General features: G+C 73.1%; 17 protein-coding genes. 15 read left to right on the top strand and 2 right to left on the bottom strand.

Features of this window, described 5'->3' with window-relative positions:
- The 12 genes from Sdi02f_RS20510 (at position 1) to Sdi02f_RS20455 (ending at position 14,950) form a co-directional block, all read left to right on the top strand.
- Positions 1 to 1,287, top strand: a complete 1,287-nt coding sequence (locus Sdi02f_RS20510) for a dihydroorotase (RefSeq protein ID WP_030399059.1) — start codon at positions 1 to 3, stop codon at positions 1,285 to 1,287.
- Positions 1,284 to 1,859 (top strand): PH-like domain-containing protein, encoded by a 576-nt coding sequence (locus Sdi02f_RS20505; protein WP_108933808.1) that lies wholly within the window; start codon positions 1,284 to 1,286, stop codon positions 1,857 to 1,859. Before Sdi02f_RS20510 ends, Sdi02f_RS20505 begins: the two co-directional genes overlap by 4 nt.
- Entirely contained in the window at positions 1,856 to 2,998 is a 1,143-nt protein-coding gene (gene carA, locus Sdi02f_RS20500; protein ID WP_031082887.1) for a glutamine-hydrolyzing carbamoyl-phosphate synthase small subunit, read from the top strand. The genes Sdi02f_RS20505 and carA overlap by 4 nt, the downstream gene beginning before the upstream one ends.
- Positions 2,991 to 6,299 (top strand): carbamoyl-phosphate synthase large subunit, encoded by a 3,309-nt coding sequence (gene carB, locus Sdi02f_RS20495; protein WP_108933807.1) that lies wholly within the window; start codon positions 2,991 to 2,993, stop codon positions 6,297 to 6,299. Before carA ends, carB begins: the two co-directional genes overlap by 8 nt.
- Before the next feature lie 78 nt (positions 6,300 to 6,377).
- The gene (locus Sdi02f_RS20490; protein WP_108933806.1) at positions 6,378 to 7,484 is read left to right on the top strand and encodes a quinone-dependent dihydroorotate dehydrogenase; all 1,107 of its coding nucleotides are present in this window, start codon (positions 6,378 to 6,380) and stop codon (positions 7,482 to 7,484) included.
- Positions 7,481 to 8,326, top strand: coding sequence for an orotidine-5'-phosphate decarboxylase (gene pyrF / locus Sdi02f_RS20485; protein WP_030399054.1), 846 nt, complete (start codon positions 7,481 to 7,483; stop codon positions 8,324 to 8,326). Before Sdi02f_RS20490 ends, pyrF begins: the two co-directional genes overlap by 4 nt.
- A gap of 223 nt (positions 8,327 to 8,549) precedes the next feature.
- On the top strand, positions 8,550 to 8,873 hold the full coding sequence (locus Sdi02f_RS20480) for an integration host factor (RefSeq protein WP_016572363.1): 324 nt from the start codon (positions 8,550 to 8,552) through the stop codon (positions 8,871 to 8,873).
- A gap of 37 nt (positions 8,874 to 8,910) precedes the next feature.
- Positions 8,911 to 9,504 carry a guanylate kinase gene (gmk, locus tag Sdi02f_RS20475; RefSeq protein WP_030399053.1) on the top strand — a complete coding sequence of 198 codons (594 nt, stop codon included), beginning with the start codon at positions 8,911 to 8,913 and terminating at the stop codon, positions 9,502 to 9,504.
- Between the two features lie 62 nt (positions 9,505 to 9,566).
- The gene (gene rpoZ, locus Sdi02f_RS20470; protein WP_003977348.1) at positions 9,567 to 9,839 is read left to right on the top strand and encodes a DNA-directed RNA polymerase subunit omega; all 273 of its coding nucleotides are present in this window, start codon (positions 9,567 to 9,569) and stop codon (positions 9,837 to 9,839) included.
- Positions 9,840 to 9,991: 152 nt separating this feature from the next.
- Positions 9,992 to 11,194 (top strand): bifunctional phosphopantothenoylcysteine decarboxylase/phosphopantothenate--cysteine ligase CoaBC, encoded by a 1,203-nt coding sequence (gene coaBC / locus Sdi02f_RS20465; RefSeq protein ID WP_108933805.1) that lies wholly within the window; start codon positions 9,992 to 9,994, stop codon positions 11,192 to 11,194.
- 239 nt (positions 11,195 to 11,433) lie between these two features.
- Positions 11,434 to 12,642, top strand: a complete 1,209-nt coding sequence (gene metK, locus Sdi02f_RS20460; RefSeq protein WP_030399051.1) for a methionine adenosyltransferase — start codon at positions 11,434 to 11,436, stop codon at positions 12,640 to 12,642.
- 157 nt (positions 12,643 to 12,799) lie between these two features.
- Entirely contained in the window at positions 12,800 to 14,950 is a 2,151-nt protein-coding gene (locus Sdi02f_RS20455; protein ID WP_108933804.1) for a primosomal protein N', read from the top strand.
- 140 nt (positions 14,951 to 15,090) lie between these two features.
- On the opposite strand, the gene Sdi02f_RS20450 is transcribed toward Sdi02f_RS20455, so the two are convergent.
- Positions 15,091 to 15,645 (bottom strand): hypothetical protein, encoded by a 555-nt coding sequence (locus Sdi02f_RS20450; protein WP_030399049.1) that lies wholly within the window; start codon positions 15,643 to 15,645, stop codon positions 15,091 to 15,093.
- 302 nt (positions 15,646 to 15,947) lie between these two features.
- Between Sdi02f_RS20450 and fmt the strand changes: the two genes are divergently transcribed.
- On the top strand, positions 15,948 to 16,880 hold the full coding sequence (gene fmt / locus Sdi02f_RS20445) for a methionyl-tRNA formyltransferase (protein ID WP_031082880.1): 933 nt from the start codon (positions 15,948 to 15,950) through the stop codon (positions 16,878 to 16,880).
- Between the two features lie 87 nt (positions 16,881 to 16,967).
- Complete coding sequence (locus Sdi02f_RS20440) at positions 16,968 to 18,395, top strand: RsmB/NOP family class I SAM-dependent RNA methyltransferase (protein WP_030399047.1); 1,428 nt, start codon at positions 16,968 to 16,970, stop codon at positions 18,393 to 18,395.
- Positions 18,396 to 18,417: 22 nt separating this feature from the next.
- Here the strand turns inward: Sdi02f_RS20440 and Sdi02f_RS20435 are convergent, their stop codons facing one another.
- On the bottom strand, positions 18,418 to 18,714 hold the full coding sequence (locus tag Sdi02f_RS20435) for a trypco2 family protein (RefSeq protein ID WP_030399046.1): 297 nt from the start codon (positions 18,712 to 18,714) through the stop codon (positions 18,418 to 18,420).
- Positions 18,715 to 18,789: 75 nt separating this feature from the next.
- Between Sdi02f_RS20435 and Sdi02f_RS20430 the strand changes: the two genes are divergently transcribed.
- Positions 18,790 to 20,592: a S1 family peptidase gene (locus Sdi02f_RS20430; RefSeq protein ID WP_108933803.1), complete on the top strand. Its 1,803-nt coding sequence runs from the start codon at positions 18,790 to 18,792 to the stop codon at positions 20,590 to 20,592.
- The last annotated feature ends 34 nt before the right edge of the window (positions 20,593 to 20,626 follow it).

Raw genomic sequence — 20,626 nt, 5'->3', positions numbered from 1 at the left:
ATGAGCAAGACCCTGATCCGCGGTGCGAAGGTGCTCGGCGGCGAGCCGCAGGACGTGCTGATCGACGGCACGACGATCGCCGAGGTGGGCTCCGGCCTGTCCGCCGAGGGCGCGGAGGTCGTCGAGGCCGACGGCAAGGTGCTGCTGCCCGGACTGGTCGACCTCCACACCCACCTGCGCGAGCCCGGCCGCGAGGACTCCGAGACGGTCCTGACCGGCACCCGCGCGGCGGCGAGCGGCGGCTACACCAACGTCTTCGCCATGGCCAACACCTTCCCGGTCGCCGACACCGCCGGCGTCGTCGAGCAGGTCTGGCGGCTCGGCCAGGAGTCCGGCTACTGCGACGTACAGCCCATCGGCGCCGTCACCGTCGGCCTGGAGGGCGCCAAGCTCGCCGAACTGGGCGCCATGCACGAGTCAGCGGCCGGCGTCACCGTCTTCTCCGACGACGGCAAGTGCGTCCACGACGCCGTGATCATGCGCCGCGCCCTGGAGTACGTGAAGGCCTTCAACGGCGTCGTCGCCCAGCACGCCCAGGAGCCCCGGCTGACCGAGGGCGCCCAGATGAACGAGGGCGTCGTCTCCGCCGAGCTGGGCCTCGGCGGCTGGCCCGCCGTCGCCGAGGAATCGATCATCGCCCGGGACGTGCTGCTCGCCGAGCACGTCGGCTCCCGCGTCCACATCTGCCACCTGTCGACCGCCGGGTCCGTCGAGATCGTCCGCTGGGCCAAGTCCCGCGGCATCGACGTCACCGCCGAGGTCACCCCGCACCACCTGCTCCTCACCGACGAGCTGGTCCGGTCGTACAACCCCGTGTACAAGGTCAACCCGCCGCTGCGCACCGAGCGTGACGTCCTGGCCCTGCGCGAGGCCCTCGCCGACGGCACGATCGACATCGTCGCCACCGACCACGCCCCGCACCCGCACGAGGACAAGGACTGCGAGTGGGCCGCGGCGGCCATGGGGATGGTGGGCCTGGAGACCGCGCTGTCGGTGGTGCAGGAGACCATGGTGGACACGGGCCTGCTGGACTGGGCCGGCGTCGCCGACCGGATGTCCGTCAAGCCCGCGCAGATCGGACAGGCCACCGGACACGGCCGTCCCGTCTCGGCTGGTGAGCCCGCCAACCTCACCCTGGTCGATGCGGCATACCGTGGCCAGGTGGACCCCGCGGGCTTCGCCTCGCGCAGCCGCAACACCCCCTACGAGGGTCGTGAGCTGCCGGGCCGTGTGACGCACACGTGGCTGCGGGGCAAGGCCACGCTCGTCGACGGGAAGCTCACGTGACATCTGTAGCACCGGTAATCCTGCTGGCCGCCGAGAAGGAATCGGCGGAAGTGACCGACTGGGCCGCACGCGTCGGCTGGGTCGTCGGCCTCGGCCTGTTCGTCGCGCTCGTCTACTGGCTGATGCGCGAGGGCTGGAAGTGGCGCGGCACGCTCCAGAGCGACCTGCCGGCCCTCCCCACCGCGCCGGACGAGCCCGGCACGGCGAGACTGACGCTGAGCGGCCGCTACCACGGCTCCACCACCGCCGGGCAGTGGCTCGACCGCATCGTGGCGCACGGCCTGGGCACCCGCAGCCGGGTCGAGCTCACCCTGACGGACGCGGGACTGGACGTGGCACGCTCCGGCGCCGCCGACTTCTTCGTCCCCGCCGCCGCGCTGCGCGAGGCCCGGCTCGACAAGGGCATCGCCGGCAAGGTCCTCACCGAGGGCGGCCTGCTGGTCGTCACCTGGGCCCACGGCGACAAGCTGATCGACTCCGGCTTCCGCTCCGACCACGCGGCCGAGCACAACGAGTGGGTCGACACCCTGAACGACATGATCAACAAGACGGAAACGGAAGGCGCACGATGACGACCTCCACCCGGGGAGCCCACCGGACTCCCGCCGTACTCGTCCTGGAGGACGGCCGGACCTTCCGCGGCCGCGCCTACGGGGCCGTGGGGGCCACGTTCGGCGAAGCCGTGTTCTCCACCGGCATGACCGGCTACCAGGAGACCCTCACCGACCCGTCGTACCACCGCCAGGTGGTCGTCATGACCGCCCCGCACGTCGGGAACACCGGGATCAACGACGAGGACATGGAGTCCAAGAAGATCTGGGTCTCCGGCTACGTCGTGCGCGACCCCGCGCGCGTGCCCTCCAACTGGCGCTCGACCCGCTCCCTCGACGAGGAACTGGCCGCCCAGGGCGTCGTCGGCATCTCCGGCATCGACACCCGCGCCCTCACCCGGCACCTGCGCGAGCGCGGCGCCATGCGCGTCGGCATCTTCTCCGGCAACGCGCTGCCCGACGAGGGCACCATGCTCGCCGAGGTCCGCCAGGCCCCCGAGATGAGCGGCGCCGACCTCTCCGCCGAGGTCGCCACCACCGAGGCGTACGTCGTCCCGGCGATCGGCGAGAAGAAGTTCACCGTCGCCGCCGTCGACCTCGGCATCAAGGGCATGACGCCGCACCGCATGGCCGAGCGCGGCATCGAGGTGCACGTCCTGCCCGCCACGGCCGGCGTCGAGGACGTCTACGCGGTCAACCCGGACGGCGTGTTCTTCTCCAACGGTCCCGGCGACCCCGCCACCGCCGACCACCCGGTTGCCCTGATGCGGGCGGTCCTGGAGCGCGGCACCCCGCTGTTCGGCATCTGCTTCGGCAACCAGATCCTGGGCCGCGCCCTCGGCTTCGGCACCTTCAAGCTGAAGTACGGCCACCGCGGCATCAACCAGCCGGTGCAGGACCGCACGACCGGCAAGGTCGAGGTCACCGCCCACAACCACGGATTCGCCGTCGACGCGCCGCTCGACCGGGTCTCCGACACCCCCTTCGGCCGCGCCGAGGTCTCCCACGTCTGCCTCAACGACAACGTGGTGGAGGGGCTCCAGCTCCTCGACCGGCCGGCCTTCAGCGTCCAGTACCACCCCGAAGCTGCAGCGGGCCCGCACGACGCCGCCTACCTGTTCGACCGCTTCGTGAACCTCATGGAGGGCCAGCGTGCCTAAGCGCACCGATATCCAGTCCGTCCTGGTCATCGGCTCCGGCCCGATCGTCATCGGCCAGGCCGCCGAGTTCGACTACTCCGGCACCCAGGCGTGCCGCGTGCTCAAGGCCGAGGGCCTGAGCGTCGTCCTGGTCAACTCCAACCCGGCGACGATCATGACCGACCCGGAGATCGCCGACGCCACCTACGTCGAGCCGATCACCCCCGAGTTCGTCGAGAAGATCATCGCCAAGGAGCGCCCGGACGCGCTGCTGCCGACCCTCGGCGGCCAGACGGCCCTGAACACCGCGATCTCCCTGCACGGCAACGGCGTCCTGGAGAAGTACGGCGTCGAGCTGATCGGTGCCAACGTCGAGGCCATCAACAAGGGCGAGGACCGCGACCTGTTCAAGGAGGTCGTCGAGGAGGTCCGCAAGAAGACCGGCCACGGCGAGTCCGCCCGCTCCTACATCTGCCACTCCATGGACGACGTCATGAAGGGCGTCGAGGAACTCGGCGGCTACCCCGTCGTCGTCCGCCCCTCCTTCACCATGGGCGGCGCCGGCTCCGGCTTCGCCCACGACGAGGAGGAGCTGCGCCGCATCGCCGGACAGGGCCTCACCCTCTCGCCGACCACCGAGGTGCTCCTGGAGGAGTCCATCCTCGGCTGGAAGGAGTACGAGCTGGAGCTGATGCGCGACAAGAACGACAACGTCGTGGTCGTCTGCTCCATCGAGAACTTCGATCCCATGGGCGTGCACACCGGTGACTCGATCACCGTCGCGCCCGCGATGACGCTCACGGACCGCGAGTACCAGGTGCTGCGCGACGTCGGCATCGCCATCATCCGCGAGGTCGGCGTCGACACCGGCGGCTGCAACATCCAGTTCGCGGTGAATCCCGAGGACGGCCGGGTCATCGTCATCGAGATGAACCCGCGCGTGTCGCGCTCCTCCGCGCTGGCCTCCAAGGCGACCGGCTTCCCCATCGCCAAGATCGCGGCCAAGCTCGCCGTCGGCTACACCCTCGACGAGATCCCGAACGACATCACGCAGGAGACCCCGGCCTCCTTCGAGCCGACCCTCGACTACGTGGTCGTCAAGGCCCCGCGGTTCGCCTTCGAGAAGTTCCCGAGCGCCGACTCCACCCTCACCACGACCATGAAGTCGGTCGGCGAGGCCATGGCCATCGGCCGCAACTTCACCGAGGCCTTCCAGAAGGCGCTGCGGTCGCTGGAGCGCAAGGGCAGCCAGTTCACCTTCGTCGGCGAGCCCGGCGACAAGGACGCACTGCTGCGCGAGGCCGTGCGGCCCACCGACGGCCGGATCAACGCCGTCATGCAGGCCATCCGCGCGGGCGCCACCCCGCAGGAGGTCTTCGACGCCACCAAGATCGACCCCTGGTTCGTCGACCAGCTCTTCCTCATCAAGGAGATCGCCGACGAGATCGCCGGGGCCCGCGAGCTGACAAGTGACCTGCTCACCGAGGCCAAGCGGCACGGCTTCTCCGACCAGCAGATCGCCGAGATCAGCGGCCTGGGCGAGGACGTGGTCCGCCAGGTGCGGCACGCGCTCGGCGTCCGCCCGGTCTACAAGACCGTCGACACCTGCGCCGCCGAGTTCGCCGCGAGGACGCCGTACTTCTACTCCTCCTACGACGAGGAGAACGAGGTCGCGCCCCGCGAGAAGCCCGCGGTGATCATCCTGGGCTCCGGCCCGAACCGCATCGGCCAGGGCATCGAGTTCGACTACTCCTGCGTCCACGCCTCCTTCGCGCTGTCCGACGCCGGGTACGAGACCGTGATGGTCAACTGCAACCCGGAGACCGTCTCCACCGACTACGACACCTCCGACCGGCTCTACTTCGAGCCGCTCACCCTGGAGGACGTCCTGGAGATCGTCCACGCCGAGCAGCAGGCCGGACCGGTCGCGGGTGTCGTCGTCCAGCTCGGCGGACAGACCCCGCTCGGCCTGTCGCAGGCCCTGAAGGACAACGGCGTGCCGATCGTTGGCACCTCCCCGGAGGCCATCCACGCCGCCGAGGACCGCGGCGCCTTCGGGCGGGTCCTCGCCGAGGCCGGGCTGCCGGCCCCCAAGCACGGCACCGCCACCACCTTCGGCGAGGCCAAGGCCATCGCCGACGAGATCGGCTACCCGGTCCTGGTGCGGCCCTCCTACGTGCTCGGCGGGCGCGGCATGGAGATCGTCTACGACGAGACCCGGCTGGAGGCGTACATCGCCGAGTCGACCGAGATCAGCCCGTCCCGGCCGGTCCTGGTCGACCGCTTCCTGGACGACGCGATCGAGATCGACGTGGACGCCCTGTACGACGGCGAGGAGCTGTACCTCGGCGGCGTCATGGAGCACATCGAGGAGGCCGGCATCCACTCCGGCGACTCGGCGTGCGCCCTGCCCCCGATCACGCTCGGCGGCTTCGACATCAAGCGGCTGCGCACCTCCACCGAGGGCATCGCCAAGGGCGTCGGCGTGCGCGGCCTGATCAACATCCAGTTCGCGCTGGCCGGCGACATCCTCTACGTCCTGGAGGCCAACCCGCGCGCCTCGCGCACCGTCCCCTTCACCTCGAAGGCGACGGCGGTGCCGCTGGCCAAGGCCGCCGCCCGCATCTCGCTGGGCGCCACCATCGCCGAGCTGCGCGCCGAGGGACTGCTCCCGGCCAACGGCGACGGCGGCACCCTGCCGCTGGACGCGCCGATCTCCGTCAAGGAGGCCGTGATGCCGTGGTCCCGCTTCCGGGACATCCACGGCCGCGGCGTCGACACCGTCCTCGGCCCGGAGATGCGCTCCACCGGCGAGGTCATGGGCATCGACTCCGTCTTCGGCACGGCCTACGCCAAGTCGCAGGCCGGCGCGTACGGGCCGCTGCCCACCAAGGGCCGCGCCTTCATCTCGGTCGCCAACCGCGACAAGCGCTCGATGATCTTCCCGGCCCGCGAGCTGGTCGCCCACGGCTTCGAGCTGCTGGCCACCTCCGGCACCGCCGAGGTCCTCAAGCGCAACGGCATCAACGCCACCGTGGTGCGCAAGCAGTCCGAGGGCACCGGTCCGAACGGCGAGAAGACCATCGTCCAGCTCATCCACGACGGCGAGGTCGACCTCATCGTCAACACGCCGTACGGCACCGGCGGCCGCCTCGACGGCTACGACATCCGCACGGCGGCCGTGGCCCGCTCGGTGCCCTGCCTGACCACGGTCCAGGCGCTGGCGGCGGCGGTCCAGGGCATCGACGCCCTCACCCACGGCGACGTCGGAGTGCGCTCGCTCCAGGAACACGCCGAATTCCTGACCGCGGCCCGCGACTAGCGGCCCCGAGGGGGACACCGGAAACGGTGTCCCCCTCTTCATGAGCCCCAGAGCACCGCAGAGGCTTCCCGAGGACACATGTACAAGATCTTCTTCAAGCTCGTCTTCTCCCGCATGGACCCCGAACGGGCCCACCATCTCGCCTTCCGCTGGATCCGTCTCGCCGTCCGCGTCCCCGTGCTGCGCACCTTCGTCGCCGCCGCGCTCGCGCCCCGGTACAAGGAGCTGCGCACCGAGGCCCTGGGCCTGCGCATGCACGGCCCCTTCGGACTCGCCGCCGGCTTCGACAAGAACGCGGTCGCCGTCGACGGGATGGCGATGCTGGGCTTCGACCACGTCGAGATCGGCACCGTCACCGGCGAGCCCCAGCCCGGCAACCCCAAGAAGCGGCTGTTCCGCCTGGTGGGCGACCGGGCGCTGATCAACCGCATGGGCTTCAACAACGAGGGCTCGCTGGCCGTCGCGGCCCGCCTGGCCTCCCGTTCGCCCGTCTTCCGGACCGTCGTCGGCGTCAACATCGGCAAGACCAAGGTCGTCCCCGAGGAGGAGGCCGTCGGCGACTACGTGAAGTCCGCCGAACGGCTCGCCCCGCACGCCGACTACCTCGTCGTCAACGTCTCCTCGCCCAACACGCCCGGTCTGCGCAACCTCCAGGCCACCGAGGCGCTGCGCCCGCTGCTGAGCGCGGTGCGCGAGGCCGCCGACCGCGCGGTGACCGCCCGGCGTGTCCCGCTGCTGGTCAAGATCGCGCCCGACCTCGCCGACGAGGACGTGGACGCGGTCGCCGACCTGGCCGTGGAGCTGGGCCTGGACGGCATCATCACCACCAACACCACCATCGCCCGCGAGGGCCTCGGCCTGACCTCCTCGCCCGCCCTGGTCGGCGAGACCGGCGGGCTGTCCGGCGCCCCCCTCAAGGCACGCTCCCTGGAGGTGCTGCGCCGCCTGTACGCGCGCGTGGGCGACCGGATCACCCTGGTCGGCGTGGGCGGCGTCGAGACGGCCGAGGACGCCTGGGAGCGCATCCTGGCGGGCGCCACGCTGGTCCAGGGCTACAGCGCGTTCATCTACGAGGGGCCCTTCTGGGGCCGCGCGATCCACAAGGGGCTCGCCGCGCGCCTGCGGCAGAGCCCGTACGCCACCCTTGCCGACGCGGTCGGCGCCGACGTGAGGAAGCACGCATGACCGAACGCGAACCCTTCGGCGCCCGGCTGCGCCGCGCGATGGACGAGCGCGGTCCGCTGTGCGTCGGCATCGACCCGCACGCCTCCCTGCTCGCCGACTGGGGCCTGAACGACGACGTGGCCGGCCTGGAGCGCTTCAGCCGCACCGTCGTGGAGGCGGTGGCCGACCGGGTGGCCGTGCTCAAGCCGCAGAGCGCCTTCTTCGAGCGGTTCGGCTCACGCGGCGTCGCCGTCCTGGAGAAGTCGGTCCAGGAGGCGCGGGAGGCCGGCGCGCTGGTCCTGATGGACGCCAAGCGCGGCGACATCGGCTCGACCATGGCCGCCTACGCCGAGTCGTTCCTGCACCAGGACGCCCCGCTGTTCTCGGACGCGCTGACCGTCTCCCCGTACCTCGGCTACGGCTCCCTGAAGCCCGCCGTCGAGCTGGCACGGGAGAGCGGCGCGGGCCTGTTCGTGCTGGCCCTGACCTCCAACCCGGAGGGCGGGGAGGTCCAGCACGCGGTGCGGGGGGACGGCCGGAGCGTCGGGGCGACGATGCTGGCCCACCTGGCCGCCGAGAACGCGGGGGAGGAGCCGCTGGGTTCGTTCGGCGCGGTGGTCGGTGCCACGCTCGGCGACCTGTCCTCCTACGACCTGGGCATCAACGGCCCGCTGCTGGCCCCGGGCATCGGTGCCCAGGGAGCCACGCCGGCCGACCTGCCGCGCGTGTTCGGAGCCGCGGTGCGCAACGTGGTGCCGAACGTCAGCCGGGGTGTTCTTCGTCACGGCCCGGACACGGGCGCGTTGCGGACGGCCGCCGACCGCTTCGCCGCGGAGATCCGGGCCGCGGTCACGGCATCCTGACTCTGGATACACCCTCAAATCAGAGGGATTATGTCCTAAATGTCCGACCTGACAGAGGCTGACCAGGACTTTTCCGCTGTTCTCGCTGACTCTGGCGGAGTTGACCGCTAGTCTCCGTCGAGAGTCAACGGGCGAGCGTGTTGCTCGTGGCTCACCAGGTGAGGGGCGACTAGGTTCCTCACCGGTCCGTATCCGACAGTTCGACATCCGAGGTGACGTAGGCGTGGCTCTTCCGCCCCTTACCCCTGAACAGCGCGCAGCCGCGCTCGAAAAGGCCGCCGCGGCTCGCCGGGAGCGGGCCGAGGTCAAGAATCGACTCAAGCACTCCGGTGCCTCCCTCCACGAGGTCATCCAGCAGGGACAGAAGAACGACGTCATCGGCAAGATGAAGGTCTCCGCCCTCCTCGAGTCCCTGCCGGGCGTGGGCAAAGTCCGCGCCAAGCAGATCATGGAGCGACTGGGCATCTCCGAGAGCCGCCGCGTGCGCGGTCTCGGTTCCAACCAGATCGCGTCCCTGGAGCGGGAGTTCGGCAGCACCGGCAGCTGAGTCCCGACCACTCCGCGATTGCTGGAATAATCGCTGCATGGCTGCAACACCCCGGGGGACGTCCCCCGTACCCCCGGACGCACGTCCGCGGCTGACCGTGCTCTCCGGCCCTTCGGGGGTCGGCAAGAGCACGGTCGTCGCCCATATGCGCAAGGAACACCCCGAGGTATGGCTGTCGGTCTCGGCGACGACCCGCAAGCCCCGTCCCGGCGAGCAGCACGGCGTCCACTACTTCTTCGTCGGCGACGAGGAGATGGACAAGCTGATCGCCAACGGCGAGCTGCTGGAATGGGCCGAGTTCGCCGGCAATCGCTACGGCACGCCGCGCACGGCCGTGCTGGAGCGCCTGGAGGCCGGTGAGCCGGTCCTCCTCGAGATCGACCTCCAGGGCGCACGGCAGGTCCGCGAGTCCATGCCCGAGGCGCGACTGGTCTTCCTGGCCCCGCCCTCCTGGGAGGAACTGGTGCGCAGGCTCACCGGCCGGGGCACCGAACCGCCCGAGGTGATCGAGCGCCGCCTCGCCGCGGCCAGGGTCGAGCTGGCGGCCGAGCCGGAGTTCGACCAGACCCTGGTGAACACGTCCGTCGAGGACGTGGCGCGCGAGCTGCTAGCCTTGACGAACGTCGTGTGATCGCCACTGCTCATCCCGCGGTCGTCCCGACTGAATCTTTCCCATCCATCGGAAGGTAGAGCGTGTCCTCTTCCATCTCCGCGCCCGAGGGCATCATCAACCCGCCGATCGACGAGCTCCTCGAGGCCACGGACTCGAAGTACAGCCTCGTGATCTACGCGGCCAAGCGGGCCCGCCAGATCAACGCGTACTACTCGCAGCTCGGCGAGGGCCTCCTCGAGTACGTCGGTCCGCTCGTCGACACCCACGTCCACGAGAAGCCGCTCTCGATCGCCCTGCGCGAGATCAACGCGGGGCTGCTGACGTCCGAGGCCATCGAGGGCCCGGCGCAGTAGGACCAGCAGTATCGGCGGTCATATCTTCAGCCTTACGCTGACTTTTCCACAGGCCCGGCAGCCCGACTGCCGGGCCTGTGGTGTGTGATGGGTCGTGCGCGCGGTCCGAGCGGCGCGCGGTCCGAACGCGTTATCCGAGCCGGGGAGAGACGGTGGACAAGCCCAAGGTCGTTCTGGGGGTCAGTGGCGGCATCGCCGCGTACAAGGCCTGTGAGCTGCTGCGCAGACTCACCGAGTCCGGGCACGACGTCCGGGTCGTCCCCACCGCCTCCGCGCTCCACTTCGTGGGCGCCGCCACCTGGTCCGCCCTGTCCGGCAACCCCGTGTCGACCGAGGTCTGGGACGACGTCCACGAGGTCCCGCACGTGCGCATCGGCCAGCACGCCGACCTGGTCGTCGTCGCCCCGGCCACCGCCGACATGCTGGCCAAGGCGGCCCACGGCCTGGCCAACGACCTGCTCACCAACACCCTGCTCACGGCCCGCTGCCCGGTCGTCTTCGCCCCCGCCATGCACACCGAGATGTGGGAGCACCCGGCCACCCAGGAGAACGTGGCGACGCTGCGCCGCCGCGGCGCCGTCGTGATCGAACCCGCCGTCGGCCGCCTCACCGGCGTCGACACCGGCAAGGGCCGGCTGCCCGACCCGGGCGAGATCTTCGAGGTCTGCCGCCGGGTGCTGGCCCGCGGTGTGCGCGAGCCCGACCTCGCCGGGCGGCACGTGGTCGTCAGCGCCGGCGGCACCCGGGAGCCCCTCGACCCGGTCCGCTTCCTGGGCAACCGCTCCTCCGGCAAGCAGGGCTACGCCCTCGCCCGCACCGCGGCCGCCCGCGGCGCCCGCGTCACCCTCGTGGCGGCGAACGCGTCGATGCCGGACCCGGCAGGCGTGGACGTGGTGCCGGTCGGCACGGCGGTGGAGCTGCGCGAGGCGGTGCTGCGGGCCGCGGCGGACGCCGACGCCGTGGTCATGGCCGCGGCGGTGGCCGATTTCCGGCCATCGGCGTACGCCACCGGGAAGATCAAGAAGAAGGACGGCGAGGAACCCGCGCCGATCGCCCTGGTGCGCAATCCGGACATCCTCGCGGAGATCTCCGGCACCCGGGCCCGCTCCGGACAGGTGGTCGTCGGCTTCGCCGCCGAGACCGACGACGTCCTGGCCAACGGCCGGGCCAAGCTGAAACGCAAGGGCTGTGACCTGCTCGTGGTGAACGAGGTGGGAGAGCGCAAGACGTTCGGTTCCGAGGAGAACGAGGCGGTGGTCCTGGGCGCCGACGGCAGCGAGACACCGGTCGCCCACGGCCCGAAGGAAGCCCTGGCCGACACGGTCTGGGACCTCGTCGCCCGCAGACTGGGCTGACTGACCCATTCGCTCCAAGCGGCCCGGAAGACGGCTCATTCCAGCGTGGCGCCCCTGGCCAAGGACGCCGCCTTCCGGGCAGAATGCGAGTGCCGCAGGTCACAGCCCTCCCGAGAGCTGAGACGGGTGGGCCCGCGGCAGAGTGCGACCGATAAACTGTTCTCGGACGTCGCCGGGTGCAGCTCCCCGTGCCGTCCACAAATGATCAGCCAGCAGCCGCTGCAACCCCAGGGAGCGTTGTGTCCCGTCGCCTGTTCACCTCGGAGTCCGTGACCGAAGGTCACCCCGACAAGATCGCTGACCAGATCAGCGACACGATTCTCGACGCGCTTCTGCGTGAGGACCCGACCTCCCGGGTCGCCGTCGAAACCCTGATCACCACCGGTCTGGTGCACGTGGCCGGAGAGGTCACCACCAAGGCCTACGCGGACATCGCCAACCTGGTCCGCGGCAAGATCCTGGAGATCGGCTACGACTCCTCCAAGAAGGGCTTCGACGGCGCCTCCTGCGGCGTCTCGGTCTCCATCGGCGCCCAGTCCCCGGACATCGCGCAGGGTGTCGACACGGCGTATGAGAACCGCGTCGAGGGTGACGAGGACGAGCTGGACCGGCAGGGCGCCGGCGACCAGGGCCTGATGTTCGGCTACGCCTCCGACGAGACGCCGACGCTGATGCCGCTGCCGGTCTTCCTGGCGCACCGCCTGTCCAAGCGCCTGTCCGAGGTCCGCAAGAACGGCACCATCCCCTACCTGCGCCCGGACGGCAAGACCCAGGTCACCATCGAGTACGACGGCGACAAGGCGGTCCGGCTGGACACCGTCGTCGTCTCCTCGCAGCACGCGAGCGACATCGACCTGGAGTCGCTGCTCGCCCCGGACATCAAGGAGTTCGTCGTCGAGCCGGAGCTGAAGGCTCTCCTGGACGACGGCATCAAGATCGACACGGAGAACTACCGTCTCCTGGTCAACCCGACGGGCCGGTTCGAGATCGGCGGCCCGATGGGCGACGCCGGCCTGACCGGTCGCAAGATCATCATCGACACCTACGGCGGCATGGCCCGCCACGGCGGCGGCGCCTTCTCCGGCAAGGACCCGTCGAAGGTGGACCGCTCCGCCGCGTACGCGATGCGCTGGGTCGCCAAGAACGTCGTCGCCGCGGGCCTGGCGGCCCGCTGCGAGGTCCAGGTCGCCTACGCGATCGGCAAGGCCGAGCCGGTCGGCCTGTTCGTCGAGACCTTCGGCACCGCCAAGGTCGAGCCCGAGAAGATCGAGAAGGCGATCGACGAGGTCTTCGACCTGCGCCCGGCCGCCATCATCCGCGACCTCGACCTGCTCCGCCCGATCTACGCCCAGACCGCGGCGTACGGCCACTTCGGCCGTGAGCTGCCCGACTTCACCTGGGAGCGCACCGACCGCGTGGACGCGCTGCGCGAGGCCGCCGGCCTGTAGGCGGGACTCCCGGGCGGCATCGCGCCCGACGGCACGTGAGGAGGCCCGGTGTCCCCGAGGGGGCGCCGGGCCTCCGCCGTGCGCCGTGGTCCCCGGGGTTCTCGCGCCGGTGCCGTCGCCCGGCCGCGCTGTCAGTGGTCTTTGCGAGAATGCAGGCGTGAGCAGCGACAACGGACCGGAGCGGGGCGGCGCGCAGGACGCGCCGCCCGAGCAGCTCGCGCTCATCCGGGAGACGGTCCGCAAGGCGAAGACCCCGCGGGCCAAGCCCCGCACCTGGCGCGGGGCCGCGCTCGCCAGGGAGCTGCCGGTCGCCCGGGTCCTCGTCGACAAGGGCGTGCTCCACCTCGACCGGTACTTCGACTACGCCGTGCCCGAGGAACTGGACGCCGAGGCCCAGCCGGGCGTGCGGGTGCGGGTGCGCTTCGGGGCCGGCCGGCACCGGGTGCGGGACGGACGGCGCGAGGGCGGCGGGCTCATCGACGGGTTCCTCGTCGAGCGGCTCGCCGAGTCCGACTACACGGGGCCGCTGGCCGCGCTGGCCCAGGTCGTCTCGCCCGAGCGGATCCTCGACGAGGAACTGCTCGGCCTCGTCCGCGCCGTCGCCGACCGGTACGCGGGCAGCGTGGCCGACGTCCTCCAGCTGGCCGTACCGCCACGCAACGCGCGCGCCGAGAAGCGGGCCTCGCCCCAGCCGCTGCCCGCACCGCCGGTGCCCGAGCCGGGGTCGTGGGCGCGGTACGAGCAGGGCGCCGCGTTCGTGGCGGCCCTCGCGTCCGGCGCCGCGCCGCGCGCCGTGTGGAACGCGTTGCCCGGTCCGCAGTGGACCGACGCACTCGCGCGGGCCGTGGCGGCGACGCTGGCCTCCGGCCGGGGCGCCCTCGTCGTCCTGCCGGACGGGCGGGCCGTCGCCCGTGCCGACGCCGCGCTCACCGCCCTCCTCGGCGAGGGACGGCACGCGGTGCTCACCGCCGACGCCGGGCCCGAGAAGCGGTACGCGCAGTGGCTCGCGGTGCGCCGCGGCGCCGTACGGGCCGTGATCGGGACCCGGGCCGCCATGTTCGCGCCGGTGCGGGACCTCGGTCTGGTCGCCCTGTGGGACGACGGCGACGACAGCCACAGCGAGCCGCACGCCCCCCAGCCGCACGCCCGCGAGGTGCTGCTGCTGCGCGCCGCCCAGGACCGGTGCGCCTTCCTGCTGGGCGGCTGGAGCTGCACCGTGGAGGGGGCCCAGCTCGTCGAGACCGGCTGGGCGCGGCCCCTGGTCGCCGGGCGGGAGCACGTGCGCGCCGCCGCGCCGCTGGTGCGGACCGTGGGGGACCAGGACCTGGCCCGCGACGAGGCCGCCCGCGCCGCGCGGCTGCCCACCCTCGCCTGGCAGGCCATCCGGGACGGCCTGCGGCACGGACCGGTGCTCGTGCAGGTGCCCCGGCGCGGCTACGTACCGCGGATGGCCTGCGCGGCGTGCCGGACGCCCGCGCGGTGCCGGCACTGCTCGGGACCGCTGCAGGGGCAGGAGTCCGCCTCCGCCCTGCGGTGCGGCTGGTGCGGGCGCGAGGAGGGCGCCTGGCACTGTCCCGAGTGCGGGGCGTTCCGGCTGCGCGCGCAGGTCGTGGGCGCCCGCCGCACCGCCGAGGAGCTGGGGCGGGCCTTCCCGGCCGTGCCCGTGCGCACCTCCGGGCGCGAGCACGTGCTGGACACCGTGTCCGAGACCCCCGCCCTGGTCGTGAGCACGCCGGGGGCCGAACCCGTCGCCGAGGGCGGTTACGCGGCGGCGCTGCTGCTCGACGGCTGGGCGATGCTCGGCAGGCCGGACCTGCGGGCCGGCGAGGACGCGCTGCGGCGCTGGCTGGCCGCCGCCGCGCTGGTCCGCCCGCAGAGTGCCGGGGGCACCGTCGTCGCGGTCGCCGAGCCGACGCTGCGGCCGGTGCAGGCGCTGGTGCGCTGGGACCCGGTCGGACACGCGCTGCGCGAGCTGGCCGAACGGGCCGAGCTGGGCTTCCCGCCGGTGTCGCGGCTGGCGGCCGTGGCGGGACCGCCGGAGGCGGTGGCCGACTTCCTCGGCGCGGTCGAGCTGCCCCGGGAGGCCGAAGTGCTCGGCCCGGTGCCCCTGCCGGTCACGGCGGCCGGACGGCCGCGGCGGGTGGGCGCCCCGCCGCCCGGGGAGCTCTGGGAGCGGGCACTGGTCCGGGTGCCGCCCGGGCGCGGGGCGGCACTGGCCGGTGCGCTGAAGGCCGCCCAGGCGGCGCGCACGGCCCGGGGGAGTGACACGGCGGTGTGGGTGCGCATCGATCCGCCCGACATCGGGTGAGGCGCGGGCGCACCGCGGCCCTCCGTCTCCCGGGGTCGGGGAGGGCGGAGGGCCGGTGCGGGGTCGCGGTTCGGCCGGTGCGTGCGGCCGGGTGCGGGTCGGTCTTCGCTGGTCGGTCCTTGCGGGTCGGCCGTTGCGGCTCAGCCGTTGCGCGGGCCGGGGAAGGCGGTCGGACGGACCTCGTCGCGCAGGGACGGGCTGCCCGAGGTCGGCTGGGTCGGCATGGAGCGGGCCGCCGGAACCGTGGGCACCGGGGGGAGCCCGGAGCCCACGTTGACCGGACGGGTGCCCGTCGGCTCCGGTGCGTGCTCGGTGGTCTCGGCGGTGGACGGCGCCGTCCGGGCCGCGGCGCGCCGTGAGCCGTAGCGCCGGTGCACCGCCTGCTTGGTGACGCCGAGCGCGGAGCCCACCGCGTCCCACGAGAAGCCGAGCGAGCGGTCGAAGTCCACGGCGGCCGTGACCAGGGTCTCGACACTGTCCCGCAGCTCCTGGGCGAGACGGACCGTCGGGGCGGGGGCACGTCCGTAGACGACGAAGCCCGTGGAGGGGCCGGAGCGGCGCGGGCGGTAGACGTTGCCCAGCTGGGCGGTGAGGGTGCGCAGTGCGTCCACCTGCCGGCGGACCCGCTCGATGTCCCGCACCAGCAAGTGCAGGCTGGCCCGAGCCTGGGCGTCGTGGGTTGCGTGGTCGGCCATGAACAAGCCTCTCGAACCGGCGTTGAAGGAATCGGGCCGCGCGGGCGGCCCGGTATGTCAACTCTTCCTTGACCAACGTGCGGGTGCGGAGTTGGTCACGGGGCGGGGGCGTGGGGGTCGGCCCGTGCGCCCCCTCGGACTTCGGCCCCGGGGGGTCTGCCACCCGCGCACCACCCGGTCGCCGTCGGTCGCGCCGGCCTCTGCCGCAGGGGGCCGCGCCGTCGGCGGCGGCCCGTGGTCCGCGGGCTCGTAGACTGGTGCGTCGCCCGCAACCGCCCCCGCCCGAGAGGCCCGTCCCACCCATGAAGCTCGTCTTCGCCGGTACCCCCGAGGTCGCCGTTCCCGCCCTGGACGCCCTGATCGCCTCCGGGCGCCACGAGGTCGCCGCCGTCGTCACGCGGCCCGACGCTCCGGCCGGGCGGGGGCGCAGGCTGGTCGCCTCGCCCGTGGCCGAGCGGGCCGAGGAGGCGGGCATCGAGGTGCTCAAGCCCGCGAAGCCGCGCGACCCCGAGTTCCTGGACCGGCTGCGCGCGATCGCCCCGGACTGCTGTCCCGTCGTCGCCTACGGAGCCCTGCTGCCCCGCGTCGCCCTGGACGTGCCCGCCCGCGGCTGGGTCAACCTGCACTTCTCGCTGCTGCCCGCCTGGCGCGGCGCGGCCCCCGTGCAGCACGCGCTGATGGCGGGCGACGAGATCACCGGCGCGTCCACCTTCCTGATCGAGGAGGGCCTGGACTCCGGCCCCGTCTACGGGACGGTCACCGAGACCGTCCGCCCCACCGACACCAGCGGCGACCTGCTGACCCGGCTGGCCTTCGCCGGCGCGGGCCTGCTGGCGGCGACCATGGACGGCATCGAGGACGGCAGCCTGAAGGCCGTGCCGCAGCCGGACGAGGGCGTCACGCTCGCCCCGAAGATCACCGTCGAGGACGCCCGGATCGACTGGAGCGCCCCCGCCCTGCGCGTGGACCGGGTGGTGCGCGGCTGCACCCCGGCGCCCGGGGCCTGGACGACCTTCCGGGGCGAGCGGCTCAAGCTCGTGCAGGCCCTGCCGCGGCCCGACCGGACCGACCTCGCCCCGGGACGGCTCGCCGCCGGGAAGAACAACGTGTACGTCGGCACCGGCTCGCACGCCGTCGAGCTGCTGTGGGTGCAGGCGCAGGGCAAGAAGCCGATGCGGGCCGCCGACTGGGCGCGCGGCGCGCGGATCACCGAGGGCGAGCTGCTCGGCGGCTGATCCGGGCCCTGCGCCTCCGCTTCACCGTTCACCGGCCCGGCGTACGCTGGTGAGCGCACTTCACCCCACACCCGGAGCACCTTTTTCGTGAGCGATCAGCCCCGTCGTCCCCGCAAGCCCGGCAAGCCCTACCGCAGGCCCCAGAAGGACCCCGTCCGCGTGCTCGCCTTCGAGGCGCTGCGGGCCGTGGACGAGCGGGACGCGTACGCCAACCTCGTCCTGCCGCCGCTGCTGCGCAAGGCCCGCGAGAAGGAGGGCCCCGAGAAGTTCGACGCCCGGGACGCGGCCCTGGCGACCGAGCTGGTGTACGGCACGCTGCGCCGGCAGGGGACGTACGACGCGATCATCGCGGACTGCGTGGACCGGCCGCTGCGCGAGGTCGATCCGCCGGTGCTCGACGTGCTCAGCCTGGGCGTGCACCAGTTGCTCGGGACGCGGATCCCGAGCCACGCCGCCGTGTCCGCCTCCGTGGAGCTGGCCCGGGTCGTGCTCGGCGACGGGCGGGCCAAGTTCGTCAACGCCGTGCTGCGCAAGGTGGCCCGGGACGACCTCGACGGCTGGCTGGAGCGGGTCGCCCCGCCCTACGACGAGGACCCCGAGGACCACCTGGCCGTCGTGCACTCGCACCCGCGCTGGGTCGTCTCCGCGCTGTGGGACTCCCTCGGCGGCGGCCGGGCCGGCATCGAGGACCTGCTGGCCGCCGACAACGAACGCCCCGAGGTCACCCTCGTCGCCCGCCCCGGACGGGCCACGACCGACGAACTGCTCGGCGAGGAGGCGGCCGTACCGGGGCGCTGGTCGCCGTACGCCGTGCGGCTGAGCGAGGGCGGCGAACCCGGGGCCGTCGAGGCCGTGCGGGAGGGCCGCGCCGGTGTGCAGGACGAGGGCAGCCAGTTGGTCGCCCTGGCCCTCGCCCACGCGCCCCTGGACGGGCCCGACCGGCGCTGGCTGGACGGGTGCGCGGGACCCGGCGGCAAGGCCGCGCTCCTCGGTGCGCTCGCCGCCGAACGGGGTGCCTTCCTGCTCGCCTCCGAGAAGCAGCCGCACCGGGCCGGCCTCGTGGCCCGGGCGCTGGAGGGCAACCCGGGGCCGTACCAGGTGATCGCCGCCGACGGGACCCGCCCCGCGTGGCGGCCCGGGAGCTTCGACCGGGTGCTGGTCGACGTACCGTGCACCGGGCTCGGCGCCCTGCGCCGCCGGCCCGAGGCACGCTGGCGGCGCCGCCCCGAGGACCTGGAGGGCTTCGCCCCGCTCCAGCGCGGGCTGCTGCGCGGTGCCCTGGAGGCCGTACGGGTCGGCGGCGTCGTCGCCTACGCGACCTGCTCGCCGCACCTCGCCGAGACCCGCGCCGTCGTCGCGGACGTCCTCAAGCAGCACCCCGGCGCCGAGCTGTTCGACGCCCGGCCGCTGCTGCCCGGCGTCCCCGCCCTGGGCGAGGGGCCCGACGTCCAGCTCTGGCCGCACCTGCACGGCACGGACGCCATGTACCTGGCGCTCGTGCGCCGGACCTCGTGACCTGACCCGCCCCCCGGCCCGGCTAGCGCCGGCTCACCTTCACCCGCTCACCGCCCGCCAGTTCCGGTTTCAGGTCCACCTGGACCTGATGGGTGGTCTGGTGGTCGACGGAGCCGCCCAGTTCGGCCGTCACCACCCCGATCCGGACGCCGCCCCGGCCGGAGCCGGCGCGGTGGACCTGCACGGTGAAGGTCAGACTCACGTTCTCCACGGCGAAACCGAGGTCCCGGCCCTCCGCCTCGGCGCGGGCCTCCTCCAGTTCGCCGCGGATCCGGCCGATCACCTCGGCCAGCCCGACGAAACCCGGTTCGTTCGTCAACTCGCCTCCGTACGGAGCTCGTTCACTCTTGTCGCAGCAGTATGCGCCAGGTGCACCCGCCCGTATAGTTCGCATATGGCTGCTGGCGGGGGAGATCCGGCCGCCTCGCCCTTGAAGACACCGAGCTGGGCGGTGCGGATCCGGGGAGCGGACGGGGAGATCGCGGGGGCCGGCATCCTGCTGACCCCCGATCAGGTGCTCACCTGCGCGCACGTGGTGGACCGCGCCGAGGACCGGCTCACCGCGGAGTTCGTCGGCGCCGCCGACCACAGCGTGCCCGCGGTGCCCGCCCGGGTCGACGGCAGCGCCTACGTGCCGGAGACGCGGGACGCGGACGGCGACCCCGTCGGGGACGTGGCGCTGCTGCGGCTGGACCGGCCCCGGCCGGTCGGGGAAACGGTGCGGCTGCACCGGCTGTCCGCACCCGGCCGCGAGGTGCGCATGTACGGCTTCCCCTACGCCCACAACGGCGGCATCTGGTTCCGCTCCACCGTCGTCGGCGGCTGCGGGCGCGACGGGCAGGTGCAGCTCAGCCCGGTCAGCCCCGGCGAACTGGCCAGCCCGGGGTGCAGCGGCGCGGGCGTCGCCGACAGCCGGACCGGCGAGGTCATCGGCATGGTGCTCAGCGGGCAGCAGGACCAGCACGGCAACCGGTTCTCCTTCATGAGCCCCGCCGAGACCATCGCCCGTCACCTGCCCCGGCTCAAGCCGCACATCGTGGGTCCCACGGCCGTCGACGAGCGGCTGCTCCCCGCCGCCGACGGCGCCTCGCAGGACCTGCTCGACGAGCCCTTCGCCCAGCGCCTCGCGGCCTGGCTGCGCGACGACGGCAGCCAGGTGAAGATCAGCGTGGTCGGACCCGGCGACGCCGCCCGCGCGGCCACGCTGCGGCGCGCCATCACCCTCGCCGACCGGGAACTGCGCACCGCGGTCTCGGTCGACCGCGCCTCCCTCGACCCGCCCGGCACCGTCCCGTCCGCCGGGGGACACGACCTCGCCGTGGACGCGAGCGGGGTGAGCGCCGCCGAGATCGCCGAGCGGATCGCCGAACGCATGGGCCTGTGGCAGCACCCCGAGGATCCCCCGCTCGACCGCATCCGGGCCTCCAGGGCCACGCTCAACCTGGTCGTCGTCGGCGTCGACGAGGCCGCCGACCCGCTGTCGCTGCTGGACCTCCTGGACGTGCTGCGGGCCGGCGGCAGCCGTCTGCTGCTGGTCTTCCGCGAGGACGGCGACTGCCACCGCCGTGCCCGCGACCGCCTGCTCGTCCGGCCCGGTCGGGAGCGTCGCGCCCGGCTCGTCGAGCGGCTGCGGGAGATCACCGGGCCGCTCGCCCAAGACCTGCACGAACGACTCGCGGCCGTGGTCCCGCACGGCGTGCGCCCCCTCGACTCGGACCTCGTGGCCGCCCACGCCGCCCTGGCCGGCCTGCTGCGCGCGGACGACGCCGACGACGACGCCGACGACGCGGACGCGGGCGGCGTGGACCGGGACGGCGTGGACCGGGACGGCGTGGACCGGGGCGACGAAGACCGTGAGGGCGACGGCCGTCCGGACTCCGGCCGGGTCCCCGGGCCAGGCCTCGACCTCGCCCGGTACGAGCGGCTGGCCGACCGGGCGGCCGGCCGGCTGGCGAAGGCCGTCGCCCAACTGGACCGGCTCCGCGACCGGCGCGACGAACTCGCCGGACGGCTGCGCGGCTACCACGTCCTGCACCAGCACGCCCTGCGGGGCGAGGAGGACCCGGAGGTGGACGGCCTCTACCTCCGGGCCCACGCCCTGCTCAGGGCCCGACCCTGCGACGTGCGGGCGGCGGAGGCGGCGGTGGACGCCTACACCCGGCGCGTCGACGACCACGGCGAAGGGGACGCGCGATGACGGCGAGAAGACCCCGGCCCGCACCCCGGCCGCG

Origin of the sequence: Streptomyces ardesiacus (assembly GCF_003112575.1) — a bacterium.
GTDB lineage: Bacteria > Actinomycetota > Actinomycetes > Streptomycetales > Streptomycetaceae > Streptomyces > Streptomyces ardesiacus.
This window is presented reverse-complemented; position numbering and strand designations above follow the sequence as displayed.

Excerpts from the sequence above, each read along its gene's own strand:
- pyrF (WP_030399054.1), top strand. The coding sequence starts at position 7,481 with ATGACCGAACGCGAACCCTTCGGCGCCCGGCTGCGCCGCGCGATGGAC.
- carA (WP_031082887.1), top strand. The coding sequence starts at position 1,856 with ATGACGACCTCCACCCGGGGAGCCCACCGGACTCCCGCCGTACTCGTC.
- Sdi02f_RS20510 (WP_030399059.1), top strand. The coding sequence starts at position 1 with ATGAGCAAGACCCTGATCCGCGGTGCGAAGGTGCTCGGCGGCGAGCCG.
- Sdi02f_RS20490 (WP_108933806.1), top strand. The coding sequence starts at position 6,378 with ATGTACAAGATCTTCTTCAAGCTCGTCTTCTCCCGCATGGACCCCGAA.
- fmt (WP_031082880.1), top strand. The coding sequence starts at position 15,948 with ATGAAGCTCGTCTTCGCCGGTACCCCCGAGGTCGCCGTTCCCGCCCTG.
- gmk (WP_030399053.1), top strand. The coding sequence starts at position 8,911 with ATGGCTGCAACACCCCGGGGGACGTCCCCCGTACCCCCGGACGCACGT.
- Sdi02f_RS20430 (WP_108933803.1), top strand. The coding sequence starts at position 18,790 with ATGGCTGCTGGCGGGGGAGATCCGGCCGCCTCGCCCTTGAAGACACCG.
- Sdi02f_RS20450 (WP_030399049.1), bottom strand. The coding sequence starts at position 15,645 with ATGGCCGACCACGCAACCCACGACGCCCAGGCTCGGGCCAGCCTGCAC.